Consider the following 14,305-nt stretch of genomic DNA (forward strand, 5'->3'; position numbering starts at 1 on the left):
TTGCATCGAGAAATTAACAGCCGCGTCAAGCCGGTCATGTCAATTGTTGGAGCTGTAAAACAGTAGATACTCATATGGGTTGCTTGAATTGCACGGGGCATTCAAGGAATACGAAATCGACTTTTTTGCGAAAAGCTTGTTAGAATTCCATGCTTCAAAATGATAAGGGAAGTTCAACTTTTTGCAACTGTGTATTTTGGGTGGGTTCAGTGTTACAAGTGCGGTGTAAGGAATTGATGATTTAGTTACAGTTTGTACAAGTATAAAATGACGCTGTACAAGTATTGCCAAGGAGGCACCATGAGATTGCATCGCATCAAATATTTCCGGCGCGCTCTAAAAGAGCCCGAGGGTGGCGTAGAGAAAATAACAAGCGACGATGTATTTGATGCCGTGTTTTGCGATGAGCCGGCAGACAATGCCGCGAATCCTGCAGGCCTGGAAAGGCTACTCCGCTACCTGCAGTGCGGGGATACCGTGGTGGTGGACAGCATGGCAGCGCTGACTTCAAGCACGGAGCAGCTGTGCGCCATCATTCGCCGGCTGATTGAAAAGCAGGTCACGTTGGAGTGTTTGAACGAAAACCTGGTTTTCCGGCATGACTGTCTTGAAGTCGTGGAGTCGATCATTGCGGTAATGGAGCTGATTGCAGAGTTCGAGCGCGCTGCGATGAGGGAAAGACAGGCGGCGGGAATTGCCAGTGCAAAGAATCGTGGGACTTATAGAGGTCGCAAGAAAAAGCTGTCTGACAATCAGGTTGTAAACTTGATTGACCGGGCCACTGCAGGAGAAAGTAGATCCAAATTGGCGCGTGATTTTGAAATCAGTCGGCAGACGCTCTATCGGTACCTGAGGTCCAGATAGGGGCTTCTTCAGGTCGCACGAGGGAGCGGCTGCCAACAAGATCCTACAGTTGAAAAAACCTGTCAGGACGGCATGGCCCGAAAGCGGTGGAAGTCTTGCCATCATTGATTTCTTCACTGGCAAGACGTCCCACTATTGCGGCCAACGCAACCCCAGGGTGCATCACACATATGTACACGCCCTCCACGTTGGGTAGATAACCAATGATGGGGAGGTTGTCTGCGGGAATGGGCCTGAGTCCGATACATGCCAACTCCGGCTCAATCGAATCAACGCCATGGAGCTCGTGCCGAATGGTGTTGGCCGTGCGTAGCGCGATTGCCATCGGCTGGTTTTCCACGGCATCGCCCAGGTAATCCTCTGCCGCCAGCAACGTACCGTCGGCCGCTTGCCTGACTTCCATTTCCGGGCTGGAGATAAGTGTCTGCACCAGGTTGGATTGCGCGGTGTAGCGGATGAAAATGGAGGGCGACGCGTGTATGGGAAGGGGCGCCCCAAGCATGTCTGCCAGCGTCGAGATGCCCGTCCCGGCGGCCATTACCACAACGTCGGCATCGATGATGCCCTTGGCGGTTTCGACGCCCGTCACCCGGCCGTTCGCGGTTTTGAAACCGAGAACCTGGGTCTGCGTGAGTACCTTCGCCCCTAGCGTCTGGGCGCCACCGACCAACGTATGGGTGGCGTGCACCGCATCCAGGGCGCCTTCTTCCGCGACATACAGGGCATGCTCAGGAGGGTTTTTCAGGTTGGGCTCAAGGTCGAGAATCTGCGAGCGCGACAACCGGTGCGCCGAAGGCTGCTGCAACGCCCTTGAGTTCGCGCCGTAAGACAGGGCGCCTGTCCAACGAATGTTCAGGCCCGGCAGTTGGGTTTCAAGACGGTGATATTCGTTGATGGCCTCGCCACGCAAGGCGGCGATCGGGTCCGGCCCTCGGTGTGAAGTGGTGATCCAGGCAAATGAAGTGGCCGTCACGCCGGAGGCGACTTCTGCAGCCTCGACCAAGGTCACGCTCGCGCCTTTGACGGCCAGGTGATACGCCAGTGAAGCGCCGACGATGCCTGCGCCAATGACCACGACGCGCTTTTCTCCTTGCTCTTTCATATCCTGCTCCATTTATTCAAGGCAGCCTGCAGAGGCTGCGGGCAAACCGTCGAGGAATTCGGCGATCTGCTGGCCACCGCGCGAGTGCACCACGGGCACCAACGGACCTGCTGCCAGGCGCACCGCCTCGATACTGGGCCGGTTGCTGCGATCAAACGTCCATACGTACTTCAGGAATGTCAGGAACTCCCGGTCGGGTTTCTCGGTACAGCCTGCGGGAATGTCCGGGCGCGGGTGGATTTTACGCTGCCGGCATTGCCGAGAATCACGATGCGTTGCATGAGGGACGTCCTGTCGCGGAAAAGCCCGCAATTGTGCAGGTTTTGCATGACCGGTTAAAGCCATATGCGGTAGGTTGACCACCCAGAGAACGGACCCTGTCGACCAAGGAAGTGCCTTCATATGCCAACCGCCTTTCCCCAAATCAGCGAACGCCTGAACAATCGCCGCTTTGTCGTAGCGGGCAATACTCACGGGCTGTCCGGTACGGGCACCGTGTTTGAATATCACGTCGATGGAAATGCCATCTGGGGCACTTACCAGGGCGGCCGGATTCGCATGGGCAATCAGGTCGGGCGCGCCACAGGCCCCGATACCATCGAGTTGCTGTATCAGTGCCTGACCAGCGAGGGCGAGATTCTTGCCGGCTGGTCTCGGGGTACCGTAGGCGTTGATGACTCCGGGCATACCACTCTGGCCTTCGTGTGGGGTTGGCTGTCAGGCGCGGAGGGCGGCGGGGAGTCCAGCTACGTCGAGCTTGTTGCACAGTCGTGACGGATTACGCCAGTTGGCCCCTGGAACAATCGGCGCCGGCTATTGTTTTGCCCTGATCATCAAATCCAGGTTTTGCACGGCGGCACCTGCGGCGCCCTTGCCGAGGTTGTCGAATATCGCCGCCAGCAGGACCTGGCCCGTCTCGTGGTTTTCACACACGATCAGGCGCACATCGTCCGTGCCGTTCAGCGCTTGAGGGTCAAGGTAGGTCAGCTCCTTGGCGGCCTGCATCGACAGCACCTGGACGTGATTCGTATCGCGGTAGTGCTGAGTCAAACAGTCATGCAACCGCGAGCCATTCACACCCGGCGCCAATAACCGAAGTTGCAGGGGGATGGTCAATACGATCCCCTGGCGAAAAGCCCCGTAGGCCGGCACAAAGGTCGGCCTTTCCGTCAGCCCGCTTTGCTGCTGAATCTCCGGCACATGCTTGTGTGCCATTCCCAGCCCATACACCAGGAACGCGGGCGCCTGCGAGGCGTCGGTGCCCTCATGTTCCTGCACCCCGGCGCGGCCCTTGCCGGAATAGCCCGAGACCGCATGAATGGTCGTCGGGTAGTCCCCGGGCAGCAGCCCGGCCTCAAGCAACGGGCGCAACAGACCAATCGCGCCGGTGGGATAGCAACCGGGATTGCTCACCCGCTGCGCCGTGGCAATGCGTTGTGCCTGTTGCGGGTTCATCTCGGCGAAACCGTAGGTCCAGTCGGGATGAGTGCGGTGTGCCGAACTCGTGTCGATCACCCGCACGGCCGGATTGTGGATGCTGGCGACTGCGTCCCGTGCGGCGTCGTCGGGCAGGCAGAGAATCGCGATGTCGCAGGCGTTGATCATCTCGGCGCGCTGCTGCGGGTCCTTGCGGTGTTCAGGGCTGAGGGTGATCAGTTGCAGATCGGTGCGGTCGCGCAGGCGTTGATGGATCTGCAGCCCGGTGGTGCCTTGGTCGCCGTCGATGAATACAAGAGGGTTTGCCATGGGATGCACTCGCAGTGGAAATCAGGTGTTCCAATCTTCGGAGAGCCGCTAGGATAGGAAAAGTTGAATTTCCAAACGATGAAGTTCAGTTTTTATGAACGAGGATTGACCCATGCGCGAAATCAGCCTGGACCGCCTGCGTACGTTGGTGGCGATTGCCGACCTCGGTTCGTTCGCCGAGGCCGCCCGCATGCTTAACCTGGCGCCACCCACCGTCAGCCTGCACATCGCCGACCTGGAGGCGCGAGTGGGCGGCAAGCTGCTATCGCGTACCCGTGGGCGGGTGCAGCCTTCAGCGATTGGCGAAACCCTGGTGGAGCGCGCCCGCCGCTTGTTGGCGGATGCCGAGCAGGCGCTTGAAGACGTGGAGCGACAGGTGCAGGGGCTGGCGGGGCGGGTGCGTCTGGGAGCCTCAACCGGAGCCATCGCACAGTTGCTGCCGCAAGCCCTGGAAACCTTGAGCCAACATCATCCCGCCATTGATGTGCAGGTGGCGGTGCTCACGTCGCAGGACACATTGAAGAAGCTGGCCGAGGGCGCCCTGGAGATCGGCCTGGTGGCGCTGCCCCAGGCACCGGTGAAGGGCTTGCGGATCGAGCCCTGGCGGCGCGACCCGGTCATGGCGTTTTTGCCGGCGCGCCGGGAATGCCCCGAGGTGGTAACACCCGCCTGGCTGGCTGCCCAGCCGTTAATCCTGAATGACAACACCACTCGGCTTTCGCGCCTGACCGCCGAATGGTTTGCCAGTGAAGGATTGCAGCCCACACCGCGTATTCAACTGAACTACAACGATGCGATCAAAAGCCTGGTGGCCGCCGGTTATGGCGCGACGTTGTTGCCCCATGAAGCGTCCACGCCGTTGACCGACAGCCGGATTGTGATGCGGCCATTGCAGCCGTTGTTGTGGCGCCAGTTGGGTATCGCGCATCGTGCCGGAAACGTCGAACGGCCGACGCAGCACGTGCTGGATGTGTTGTGGGGTTTGAGCGCCGGTCATACGGATTGACAGGGCCCGACTATGGGATTTTATTTCTATGAGCGTGATGCCAAATTAGTGGCGACTTCCCGATTCCCCTTCTAAGCCCTTTACCGACTCAACTATGGATGGGTCGGTACGATGGAGTTTTATTCTGCTAAGGGTTCTAGCGACAACGAAGGACAGGGTTTCACAGCAATTCCGAGTTTCCACAGTACAACGCTGGGCTCTCCCGGCAATCAAGGCTTCCTGATTTGGCGACAGACCATCGAACTCCTGTTTGATGCAACCGCTCTCGAAACTCATGATTTTTCAGCCTCAATGACGGTTTACCATTTCAACCGCTTTCTGTTTTGCAGTGGTCGCCTGGATGGCGCCCGCTACTGCCGGGACCGGGCACGATTGAAATGGTGTGACCTCGATCACTACCTGCTTCATCTGCCCTTGCACAGAGGCCTGGTGTGCGGCGACGGTTTGCGGGTGCGCCGGCTGGATGTGGTGGTGCTTGATCTGTCGCAACCGGCGGATTTTTCCATGGCGCAGGGTGAGGGCGTTAGCCTGCTGATTCCGCGTACGGCGTTGTCGCCCTTGCTGTATGACATGGACCAGTTGCATGGCCTGGTGCTGCGTCGGGAGAGCGCATCCGGTGCACTGCTGGCGCAACTGTTGTCTTCATTGGCGTTCGTTGTGCCGAAGCTTTCACTGGACGAGGCGTTCAGGCTCACGCTGCCCATACTCGGCATGGTCGCGGCTTGCCTGGCTCAGGTAGCAGCCCGCACAGCCGCGGCGCCGCGTTCCGGCCCCGCCCATCTTGGCCGCAGGGTACGCCTTTACATCGAGCAGAATCTGCAGCGCGATGACCTCACCCCGGGTGCGCTTGCCAAGGAGCTGGGCGTTTCGCGCAGCCAGCTGTACCGCGAGTTTGAAAAATTTGGCGGTGTGCGCCACTACGTCCAGCAACGTCGCCTGCGCCGGTGCCTGTTCGCACTCGGTGACCCGGGTAATGCCGCCCGGCGCATATCTGACCTCGCCTACGACCACGGCTTCGCCGATGAAGCGCATTTCAGCCGGCTGTTTCGCAAGGTCTTCGGCCTGTCGCCACGGGCTGCCAAAACCGCCATGCAGCGCGGCGATCTGCCGGGTTTTTCTCACTTGGTGCCACACGCTGGCGACGTGCCCGGGCTCGCGAAGTGGGTCCGGGAATTGATCAGCAGCTGAATCCGCCAGAGGCCGTTTAACCGAACGGCCTTTTTTTGGGACGAGCATCCAGGTTTTCGGGACGCACGTCCACAGACAGCACCGGGACTCCAGGCCTAACCTCGACTCACCAACCAACCCATCAGCAAGTGGCGTTGCCAGGCACAGCACTCTGCATTGGCACTGGCATCTGACAAGGAGCGTCTCACGTGGCGAACCAATCTCTGCACCTTCTCATCCAGAGCATCGCCGGGGCCGTCGCCGAGGCGCAGGACAAGATCCAGCGTTTCCAGGTGTCCACGGTGCGCCAGTATTTCGATGAAGATAACCGGCCGGTCAGTATCGAGGTCCGGTTGCCATCCACTTCCCCCGGCGCACTGGAAGGTGAGGAACGCGTGGTCTCCGTGCCGCTGCTTTCCCTCGTAGGCTCACGACTGCTCGCCGTGAAGGACATGGAAATCTCTTTCGAGGTTGGCCTCAACGCGGATGAGAGTGGTGCACTGAGCCCTGTGCAAAGCGAAGCGCCTGACTCAGGCGATGCCGATTCCCCATGGCCGACTGAATCCCACAAGCCTTTGAGCGTCGATCTTGGCGCTCGCCGTAATGGGGAAGGCGGGCCACTCGCGCGCGTCACCCTCAGAGTCGAAACCCAACCCTCGTCCGAGGGGATGGCTCGGCTGGTTCAAAACCTCGATAAATTGATCTGAGTACAAATGGAGATGACTTATGCCTAACTTCTCGATGGGTGACCAATTCCGCGGCCTTCCCATGGGTGACTTGATCGGCGGTCCCCTGACCGCCGCTTGCGATGCCCAGGTACGCCTGGCCAATGCCACCGCTGATTTCATCAAGGTGATTGGCTTTCTGCCGCCCGCGACCGACGACGATCCCAACGCGGTCGGTGGCGTGCGAACAGTGATGTTCCGTTTCGATCGACCTTCACAGACCAACCCGGGCACGGGCGGGGCCAACCCGATGGAAACGGTGGAGCTGGAAGTGCCGCTTCTGGCCGTGGTGAAGGTGCCGAACTTGTCCATTAACAAGGTCGACATCAGCTTCGACATGGAGGTTAAAAACTCCGAGCAATCCCGCGAGTCCAGCGACTCCGCAGCGGCGTTGTCGGCCGAGGCGAAGATCGGCTGGGGCCCGTTCAGCGCCAAGGTGAACATCTCGGGCTCGGTGTCTTCTCACAAGGAAAACACCCGATCAAGCGACCAGTCGGCCAAGTACCACGTCGAGGTGCATGCCAGTGACGACGGCATGCCTGAAGGCCTGGCCCGGGTGCTCGACATGATCGCCCAGTCCGTCGCGCCCAAGGCGATCACCCAGGCGGCGGCGTAAGCCGGCATCGCTAGTGCTTAACAGCCAGCGGCTATAGGGGATTAACCCGGCGCTGGTCGTCAGGCTTTTCCGGAAAGGAGACCCATCATGTTCGACCTGACGGACGTGGGATACGTAAAGCGCATCGTGGTCGGCAGTACCGATCCGGAAAAGCTGACTCCCGAAGCGGTGGTGCAGGCACAAGCCGCGCTGCTCAATCGCTGCCTGACCGAAACCCCCAAGGGGCGGATTGTCGGCATCGAAAAGAATTTCACGCTGCTCAATATTGGCGAGCACCAGGTGGTATTGCAGGCCCTTATCTACCACCTGGGTTTTGCCCGCAAGCCGTATTGGCTGCCCGATGACGAAGGGCAGTCGTGATGATCCGCCTGGAGGAGTTTATCCGGGCATTGGGCGGCGAAATGCACCTGGCGCAGGTGGCCTCCAGTCGATTGTGGCCGGGTACTTACGTGGCAGGCATGGAGGTGGTTGTGGCCGCCACGGTGGAGCGGGTTGCATGCGGGGCGCTGGCGCTGCGGATCGGGCGTGCACCGCGGGGTAAGGCAACCGCTCATGAACTGTGTATCGAGGTGCCGGGCGATGGGGCTGAAGCGATCACCGTTCGCCTCGATGGCAACCTGCTTGGGCGCTACCGGGGGCATGGCGATGAAGAGGCGCGCTGACCGTTCGATGTTGTTGACCCTGTCTGAACAGGAGACGAAGACATTGCGAGGCATCATCAAGCCAAACGTCGAGCCGCCAGCGGGCATGTTGATGCGCAAGCGCGTGTTATGCGGGCTGGGTGTTGCCTTCCTGTTCGCGGTGGTGGTGCTCGGGATGGTCAAGCCCGATTTGGCGAGGGAGATTGTGCAGCTGGCGAGTCGTTTGTTGGCGTTGTGGTTCTAGACAGTCACTTAACAAGGAGAGTCAAAATGAAAAAAACAGCATCCCTGTTCGCTGGCGCGATGTTGCTGGCAGGCATCCTGCCGGCTTCTGCCGATGAACAATTGGCGGGGACCATCCTCGACGGTAACAACTATGTTCGGGTTGCCCTGACGCTCCCCAGCGCCACACCGTCTGCCCCGGCTGGAGATCTGCGCGTCGCAGGCAGCTGGGCTTGCAATCTCACGCTCAATTTCGTCACGACGGATGAGCAGAAAGTAGATCTCTACGCCTTGGGCGGGCCGGCAAAGGGCCGTTGTGCGCCACTGGAAAATGGTTATCTGCACAGACGCGGCGCTGGTGGTGCTGTCGTCATTGAGTTGTTTAAACGCGGTGAAGAGAGCCCCCTCTACACCGTCAAGCTCGATCCCCCGGGCAAGTAGCGACAACGCCCGCTTCCTGAGTTCCACCTTCAGAACACACTGATGCAAGGCACGTTTCCCGTCGCCTGACGGGAAACGTGTGCCTGCAGCAAGGAGCAAACCATGTGCATTAGCAATACAGTCGGCGACAGCGGCAAGAATATTCCGGCAGATGTACGCAGCCTTCAGTTTCTGCTCAACCTCAACAGCGGCCAACATGGCCTGGTCTGCAACCTAGCCACTGATGGGGCGTGGGGGAGCGGCTCCCGTGGGGCGCTGAAGGCTTTCCAGCAAGGTGCAGGGGTTACTCCGGGGGCTCTGGTAGCGCCGTGTGACCAGACAATGGCGGCGCTGCGCAGGGGGCTGCCACCAGGCCTGACGGTAGAAAAGTTGCGCATCATCATGACCACCGCCAGCGCCTCGCGCGTTGCCGAGTTTTTCCAGCCGATTGTCGATGTGCTCAATCGCTACAAGATCAATACACCGCTGCGCATTGCACATTTCCTGGCGCAGATCGCCCACGAAAGTGGCTGCCTGGTTTACACCGAAGAAATCGCTTCTGGTGCTGCTTACGAAGGGCGCAAAGACCTTGGCAATACGAAGCCAGGCGATGGAAAGCTGTTCAAGGGCAGGGGGCTGATCCAGCTCACGGGCCGTGCCAACTATCGCCAGTACGCCCTGGCCTGCCACCGGGATTTCGAGGGCACTGATGCGCCTGGGCAGGTGGGCACAGACCCCTACCTGTCGGTAGACGTTGCGGGCTGGTTCTGGTCCAGCAGGAACCTCAACGACCAGGCCGATGCCGACAATGTGAAGGAGGTCACGCGACTCATCAACGGCGGCGCCAATGGCCTTGCCGATCGAATGGCCTACCTCGAGCGAGCCAAGTGGCTGCTGATGAATTAACCCCGTTTAAGGCCTTCCTGCGCTGCGAGGCGCGGGAGAAGGGCGCAACCGCGCCATCCCCTTTAAAAGGGGAATAGATGTGAACGCAACCTCTCTCAATGTTCGCAACCTCATGCAAGGAGCAAGACCATGAGCACAACCCTGCTTTGCTGGTGCCGTGATGACAGCCAGCTAACCGCCGCCGCGCGTAATTTTCGCGCTGATTATCGCTACAGCGGCTGCCGCCGCGCCGCCCTGCCGCAGACACTCGGGCGCTTGCGCAATGGCGATGTCCTGGTCATCACCGCGCACGGCTCCCCGCAAGCCTTCGGCGAAGAAGGGGTCAACTTCACCGACTTCACCCCTCGTCAGTTCGCTGACGCATTGCTGGCCAACCCGCCGGGAGGGTGGAGCGGCAGCTTGTACTTCGATATCTGTAACGGTTATGCCTTCGCCCAGAACGTACGCCCGCTGATTAGCGCCGGGCTTCCAAACCTGCGCCTGTTCGGATGCGAAGGTGATACCGATATGGCTGTCGACTTGAGCCGTCATCGTGAGGCCACGGCGTAAGCCAACAACCCTGCCGTGTTTCCATTGGAACACGGCAGGACCATGGTCCAGGTACTTGGCGATGTTGTACACATCCGGCAAGACGGTTAGCCTTGCGCTCCGATGTCATCAGCCATTTCAAGGAAGGAAGCGCGTGTGAAGGTTTTTCAAGGAGTGATCGGGCTATCGCTATTGAGCTTGCTGTTCGGCTGCAGCACCGGGCCTGTGCAAACGCTGAAGTTCAATGTGCCACACGGTTATTACGGCAACTACCTCAAGCAGAAAGTCGGAAATCACGGGCAGTTGACCTGCAACGTGACCACTGAAAAAAACAATCTCGGTGAGGAATGGGTGTCTTCGGTCATTCTCGGAGCGGGCGAGGACGATGCCCAGGACAATATCCTGTTTCTCTCCAGCTACCCGCTAGGTACCGACGACCAACGGGCTTTCCAACTGCGGCTGTTCAACAAGGCACAGCGGGTCACTGATAGCCTGGTCCTGACCACTCCCGATCACAACGGGGTCTACTCACTGCGCCTGGCTTGGGCCGCCGATGGCTCCATCAGCTACCAGGTCGCCAGTGGTGGGCCATGGTCTGAAAAGAAAACGGTGACGCACCCCGGCTTTTCCGTGCGGTACGTCAGCATGCAAGCCTCGGGTATAAAGGGCACGGCTGTCTGTGAACTGGCGGCTGATCGTTGAGAATCTTCGCGCTCATCTTTGCCTTGCTCGTCACCACCTCCGCCCAGGCCAAAGACGGCATCTCCTTTGCCGACGATCCGCTGGGCTGGTCATGCCTGAGGTTCTCCACCTTCACCTTGCTGACGTCGGAACTGACGACGCGCCCGGGCAGCTTTCTTTCGGCCAAGAATGACGCATTGGCGTTTGTAGGGTCCGACGGCGAGATTCGTGGCGCGTATTTCGAACAGGCGCTGCTGAGTTTTCGCAGCGCTGGCGGTAACGCTGATGTCAGCGATGCGCAGTTTGCCGAGGCGGTGGCGGTAATTCAGTGATGCATACGATCAGGCTATGAATACCTTCTTGGATCAGGAATTTACAGAAAGCTGAATGCCGTCGACATTAGCGGTTTTTTGAGCCGCTGATCCGGTTTCTTCAGGGAGTCTTCACTATGCCATTCATCCATACCCAGCTCCCCATGACCGTCGACGGCGTACCGTTGAACATCGCCGCGATCCACCGCGCGGGTACCCTGGCGCCAATCGTGTTCCTGCATGGCTTTGGCTCGACCAAGGAAGACTACGCCGACATCGTCCAGCAACCTGCCTTCGACGGTCATCCATTTTTGGCTTATGACGCCCCGGGTTGCGGTGAGAGCCATTGCGATGACCTGTCGAAGATCTCCATCCCGTTCCTGCTGCAAACCGCCTTGCAGGTGCTGGAGCATTTCAACATCGAGCGCTTCCATCTGGTAGGCCACTCCATGGGCGGGCTTACCGCGCTGATGGTGGCGCACCGGTTGCCGGGCCGGGTGCTGAGCTTTGTCGATATCGAAGGCAATATCGCCCCGGAAGACTGCTTTCTCAGCCGGCAGATCGTCGACTACCCGGCGGATGATCCCGAGGCGTTTTTCAGCGCCTTTATCGAGCGCACCCGGCAGGCACCGGCCTACGCCAGCGCGCTGTATTCGGCGAGCCTGCGGCACAAGGTGCGTGCCGGGGCGGTGCGGGGGATCTTCCAGTCGATGGTCGAACTGTCGGATAACGCCGACTTGATGGGCAAGTTCCTCGGCCTGGAATGCCCGCGCATGTTCATGTACGGCGAGCAGAATGCCCATTTGTCGTACCTGGCGCATATCCAGGCGCAAGGCGTGCGGTTGGCGCCGATTGCCCGGTGCGGGCACTTCCCGATGTACTCCAACCCGATCGCGATGTGGCAGCAGATTGCGGACTTTCAACACGGCTGATACCCATCGCCAACGATCGGCCAGGCCCGAAAGCACAAGACTTACGCCTCGAAACCCGGATAATGGCGGCCATATTTTGCTCGCTATTCTGGTAATCCCGCATGGAAATCAAGGTCAATTTTCTCGACAACCTTCGACTTGAAGCCAAGTTCGACGACTTCACCGTGGTGGCCGACCAGCCTATTCGCTACAAGGGCGATGGCTCGGCCCCCGGTCCGTTCGATTACTTCCTGGCGTCGTCGGCGTTGTGTGCGGCTTACTTTGTGAAGTTGTACTGCGAAACCCGCAACATCCCTACCGACAATATTCGCCTGTCCCAGAACAACATTGTCGACCCGGAAAACCGCTACAACCAGATCTTCAAGATCCAGGTCGAATTGCCGGCGGACATCTCCGATAAAGACCGCCAGGGCATCCTGCGTTCCATCGACCGCTGCACCGTGAAAAAAGTCGTGCAGGCCGGGCCGGAGTTTGTCATCGAGGAAGTGGAAAACCTGGATGCCGATGCCCAGGCATTGCTGATGCCGAGCGCGGCGTCCGACGCGGGCACCTACATCGCGGGCAAGGACCTGCCGCTGGAAACAACCATCGCCAACATGTCGGCCATTCTGGCGGGCCTGGGCATGAAGATCGAGATCGCTTCGTGGCGCAATATCGTGCCCAACGTATGGTCGCTGCATATCCGCGACGCGCACTCGCCGATGTGCTTTACCAACGGCAAGGGCGCGACCAAGGAAGGCGCATTGGCGTCGGCATTGGGCGAGTTTATCGAGCGGCTGAACTGCAACTTCTTCTACAACGACCAGTTCTGGGGTGAAGACATCGCCAACGCGGCGTTTGTGCATTACCCGGACGAGCGCTGGTTCAAGCCGGGCCGCAAGGACGAACTGCCACCGGAGATACTCGACGCGCATTGCCTGCACATCTACAACCGTGACGGCGAGCTGCGCGGCTCACACCTCTATGACACCAACTCCGGCAACGAGGAACGCGGCATTGTTTCGCTGCCGTTCGTGCGCCAGTCCGATGGCGAGGTGGTGTATTTCCCGTCCAACCTGATCGAGAACCTGTACCTCAGCAACGGCATGAGTGCCGGTAACACCCTGGCTGAAGCGCAGGTGCAGTGCCTGTCGGAAATCTTCGAACGCGCGGTAAAACGCGAAATCATCGAAGGTGAATTCGCGCTGCCGGATGTACCGCAGGAAGTGCTGGCGAAATTCCCCGGTATCCTGGCCGGTATCCAGGGCCTGGAAGCCCAGGGCTTTCCGGTACTGGTGAAGGATGCGTCCCTGGGCGGTGAATTCCCGGTGATGTGCGTGACGTTGATGAACCCGCGCACCGGCGGCGTATTCGCCTCGTTCGGCGCGCACCCAAGCCTGGAAGTGGCGTTGGAACGCAGCCTCACCGAACTGCTGCAAGGCCGCAGCTTTGAAGGCCTGAACGATCTGCCGCAGCCGACGTTTGAAGGCCATGCGGTGACCGAACCGAACAACTTTGTCGAGCACTTCATCGACTCCAGCGGTGTGGTGTCGTGGCGCTTCTTCAGCTCGAAGTCGGATTACGAGTTCGTCGAATGGGACTTCTCCGGCCAGGGTGAAAACTCCAATGCCGAGGAAGCCTCCACGTTGTTCGGCATCCTCGAAGGCATGGGCAAGGAAGTCTACATGGCGGTGTACGAGCACATCGGCGCGACCGCCTGCCGCATCCTGGTGCCCGACTATTCGGAGATCTACCCGATCGACGACCTGATCTGGGACAACACCAACAAGGCGCTTTTTTTCCGCGAGGACATCCTGAACCTGCATCGCCTCGACGAAGCGGAATTGAAGGGGTTGGTTGAGCGCCTGGTGGAAAGCGAACTGGACGACTACACCGACATCACCACCTTGATCGGCATCGAGTTCGATGACAATACGGCGTGGGGTCAACTGACCATCCTGGAACTGAAGCTGCTGATTTATCTGGCCCTGCAGCAGTTTGAAGAAGCCAAGGAACTGGTGGAGATGTTCCAGCAGTACAACGACAACACCGTCGAGCGCGGCTTGTTCTATCAGGCCGTGAATGCGGTGCTGGAGATGGAGCTGGACGAAGACCTGGAACTGGCGGACTACGAAGTGAATTTCCGCCGGATGTTTGGCAACGAGCGGATGGACGCGGCGATTGGGTCGGTGAATGGCAGTGTGCGGTTCTATGGTTTGACGCCGACGAGCATGAAGCTGGAAGGGCTGGACCGGCACCTGCGGTTGATCGACAGCTACAAGAAGCTGCACGCGGCGCGGGCCAATACGGCCAATTAAAAGCTGACACCGTACCTGTGGTGAGAGGGCTTGTTGTGGCGAGGGGGCTTGTCCCCCGTTGGACTGCGTAGCAGTCCCTCTTTTTTGGGGCCGCTGCGCAGCCCAACGGGGGACAAGCCCCCTCGCCACAGGTCAGTGGTC

General features: G+C 59.5%; 18 protein-coding genes and 1 pseudogene. 16 read left to right on the forward strand and 3 right to left on the reverse strand.

Annotated features, from left to right (window positions below; genetic code table 11):
• Window positions 1-300: 300 nt before the first annotated feature.
• Complete coding sequence (locus HX818_RS08090) at window positions 301-864, forward strand: recombinase family protein (protein ID WP_177019791.1); 564 nt, start codon at window positions 301-303, stop codon at window positions 862-864.
• 43 nt (window positions 865-907) lie between these two features.
• On the opposite strand, the gene HX818_RS08095 is transcribed toward HX818_RS08090, so the two are convergent.
• On the reverse strand, window positions 908-1,966 hold the full coding sequence (locus tag HX818_RS08095; protein ID WP_177019792.1) for an FAD-binding oxidoreductase: 1,059 nt from the start codon (window positions 1,964-1,966) through the stop codon (window positions 908-910).
• 12 nt (window positions 1,967-1,978) lie between these two features.
• Window positions 1,979-2,203, reverse strand: a pseudogene (locus HX818_RS08100) (AAA family ATPase); the annotation flags it as partial.
• A gap of 165 nt (window positions 2,204-2,368) precedes the next feature.
• Here HX818_RS08100 and HX818_RS08105 point away from each other — a divergent pair.
• On the forward strand, window positions 2,369-2,740 hold the full coding sequence (locus tag HX818_RS08105) for a hypothetical protein (protein ID WP_177019793.1): 372 nt from the start codon (window positions 2,369-2,371) through the stop codon (window positions 2,738-2,740).
• Between the two features lie 39 nt (window positions 2,741-2,779).
• Here HX818_RS08105 and argC read toward each other — a convergent pair whose 3' ends face one another.
• On the reverse strand, window positions 2,780-3,712 hold the full coding sequence (argC, locus tag HX818_RS08110; RefSeq protein WP_177019794.1) for an N-acetyl-gamma-glutamyl-phosphate reductase: 933 nt from the start codon (window positions 3,710-3,712) through the stop codon (window positions 2,780-2,782).
• A gap of 112 nt (window positions 3,713-3,824) precedes the next feature.
• Here argC and HX818_RS08115 point away from each other — a divergent pair, with 112 nt between their 5' ends.
• The 14 genes from HX818_RS08115 to HX818_RS08180 all read left to right on the forward strand — a co-directional run bounded on the left by HX818_RS08115 (window position 3,825) and on the right by HX818_RS08180 (window position 14,164).
• The gene (locus tag HX818_RS08115; protein ID WP_177019795.1) at window positions 3,825-4,718 is read left to right on the forward strand and encodes a LysR family transcriptional regulator; all 894 of its coding nucleotides are present in this window, start codon (window positions 3,825-3,827) and stop codon (window positions 4,716-4,718) included.
• Between the two features lie 111 nt (window positions 4,719-4,829).
• Window positions 4,830-5,906, forward strand: a complete 1,077-nt coding sequence (locus HX818_RS08120) for a helix-turn-helix domain-containing protein (RefSeq protein ID WP_256346334.1) — start codon at window positions 4,830-4,832, stop codon at window positions 5,904-5,906.
• A 188-nt stretch (window positions 5,907-6,094) separates the two neighbouring features.
• Window positions 6,095-6,592 (forward strand): DUF2589 domain-containing protein, encoded by a 498-nt coding sequence (locus HX818_RS08125; RefSeq protein WP_008436324.1) that lies wholly within the window; start codon window positions 6,095-6,097, stop codon window positions 6,590-6,592.
• 19 nt (window positions 6,593-6,611) lie between these two features.
• Window positions 6,612-7,226, forward strand: coding sequence for a DUF2589 domain-containing protein (locus HX818_RS08130; protein WP_008436325.1), 615 nt, complete (start codon window positions 6,612-6,614; stop codon window positions 7,224-7,226).
• A gap of 87 nt (window positions 7,227-7,313) precedes the next feature.
• Window positions 7,314-7,586, forward strand: a complete 273-nt coding sequence (locus HX818_RS08135) for a hypothetical protein (protein ID WP_008436326.1) — start codon at window positions 7,314-7,316, stop codon at window positions 7,584-7,586.
• Entirely contained in the window at window positions 7,586-7,888 is a 303-nt protein-coding gene (locus HX818_RS08140; RefSeq protein WP_008436327.1) for a hypothetical protein, read from the forward strand. Before HX818_RS08135 ends, HX818_RS08140 begins: the two co-directional genes overlap by 1 nt.
• Window positions 7,889-7,895: 7 nt before the next feature.
• The gene (locus HX818_RS08145) at window positions 7,896-8,111 is read left to right on the forward strand and encodes a hypothetical protein (protein WP_238544246.1); all 216 of its coding nucleotides are present in this window, start codon (window positions 7,896-7,898) and stop codon (window positions 8,109-8,111) included.
• Window positions 8,112-8,137: 26 nt separating this feature from the next.
• Window positions 8,138-8,530: a hypothetical protein gene (locus tag HX818_RS08150; RefSeq protein WP_177019796.1), complete on the forward strand. Its 393-nt coding sequence runs from the start codon at window positions 8,138-8,140 to the stop codon at window positions 8,528-8,530.
• Between the two features lie 102 nt (window positions 8,531-8,632).
• Window positions 8,633-9,415, forward strand: coding sequence for a glycoside hydrolase family 19 protein (locus HX818_RS08155; RefSeq protein ID WP_177019797.1), 783 nt, complete (start codon window positions 8,633-8,635; stop codon window positions 9,413-9,415).
• Between the two features lie 129 nt (window positions 9,416-9,544).
• Window positions 9,545-9,964: a hypothetical protein gene (locus tag HX818_RS08160; protein WP_008436331.1), complete on the forward strand. Its 420-nt coding sequence runs from the start codon at window positions 9,545-9,547 to the stop codon at window positions 9,962-9,964.
• Between the two features lie 135 nt (window positions 9,965-10,099).
• A complete protein-coding gene (locus HX818_RS08165) occupies window positions 10,100-10,645 on the forward strand; it encodes a hypothetical protein (RefSeq protein ID WP_371315702.1) in 546 nt (181 codons plus the stop codon).
• On the forward strand, window positions 10,642-10,956 hold the full coding sequence (locus tag HX818_RS08170) for a DUF2388 domain-containing protein (protein WP_177019798.1): 315 nt from the start codon (window positions 10,642-10,644) through the stop codon (window positions 10,954-10,956). Before HX818_RS08165 ends, HX818_RS08170 begins: the two co-directional genes overlap by 4 nt.
• Window positions 10,957-11,072: 116 nt before the next feature.
• Window positions 11,073-11,867 carry an alpha/beta fold hydrolase gene (locus HX818_RS08175; protein ID WP_177019799.1) on the forward strand — a complete coding sequence of 265 codons (795 nt, stop codon included), beginning with the start codon at window positions 11,073-11,075 and terminating at the stop codon, window positions 11,865-11,867.
• 101 nt (window positions 11,868-11,968) lie between these two features.
• Complete coding sequence (locus HX818_RS08180; protein WP_102369200.1) at window positions 11,969-14,164, forward strand: OsmC domain/YcaO domain-containing protein; 2,196 nt, start codon at window positions 11,969-11,971, stop codon at window positions 14,162-14,164.
• The last annotated feature ends 141 nt before the right edge of the window (window positions 14,165-14,305 follow it).

The sequence above is a fragment of the Pseudomonas sp. F9001 genome (genome assembly GCF_013385435.1).
Taxonomy (GTDB): Bacteria; Pseudomonadota; Gammaproteobacteria; order Pseudomonadales; family Pseudomonadaceae; genus Aquipseudomonas.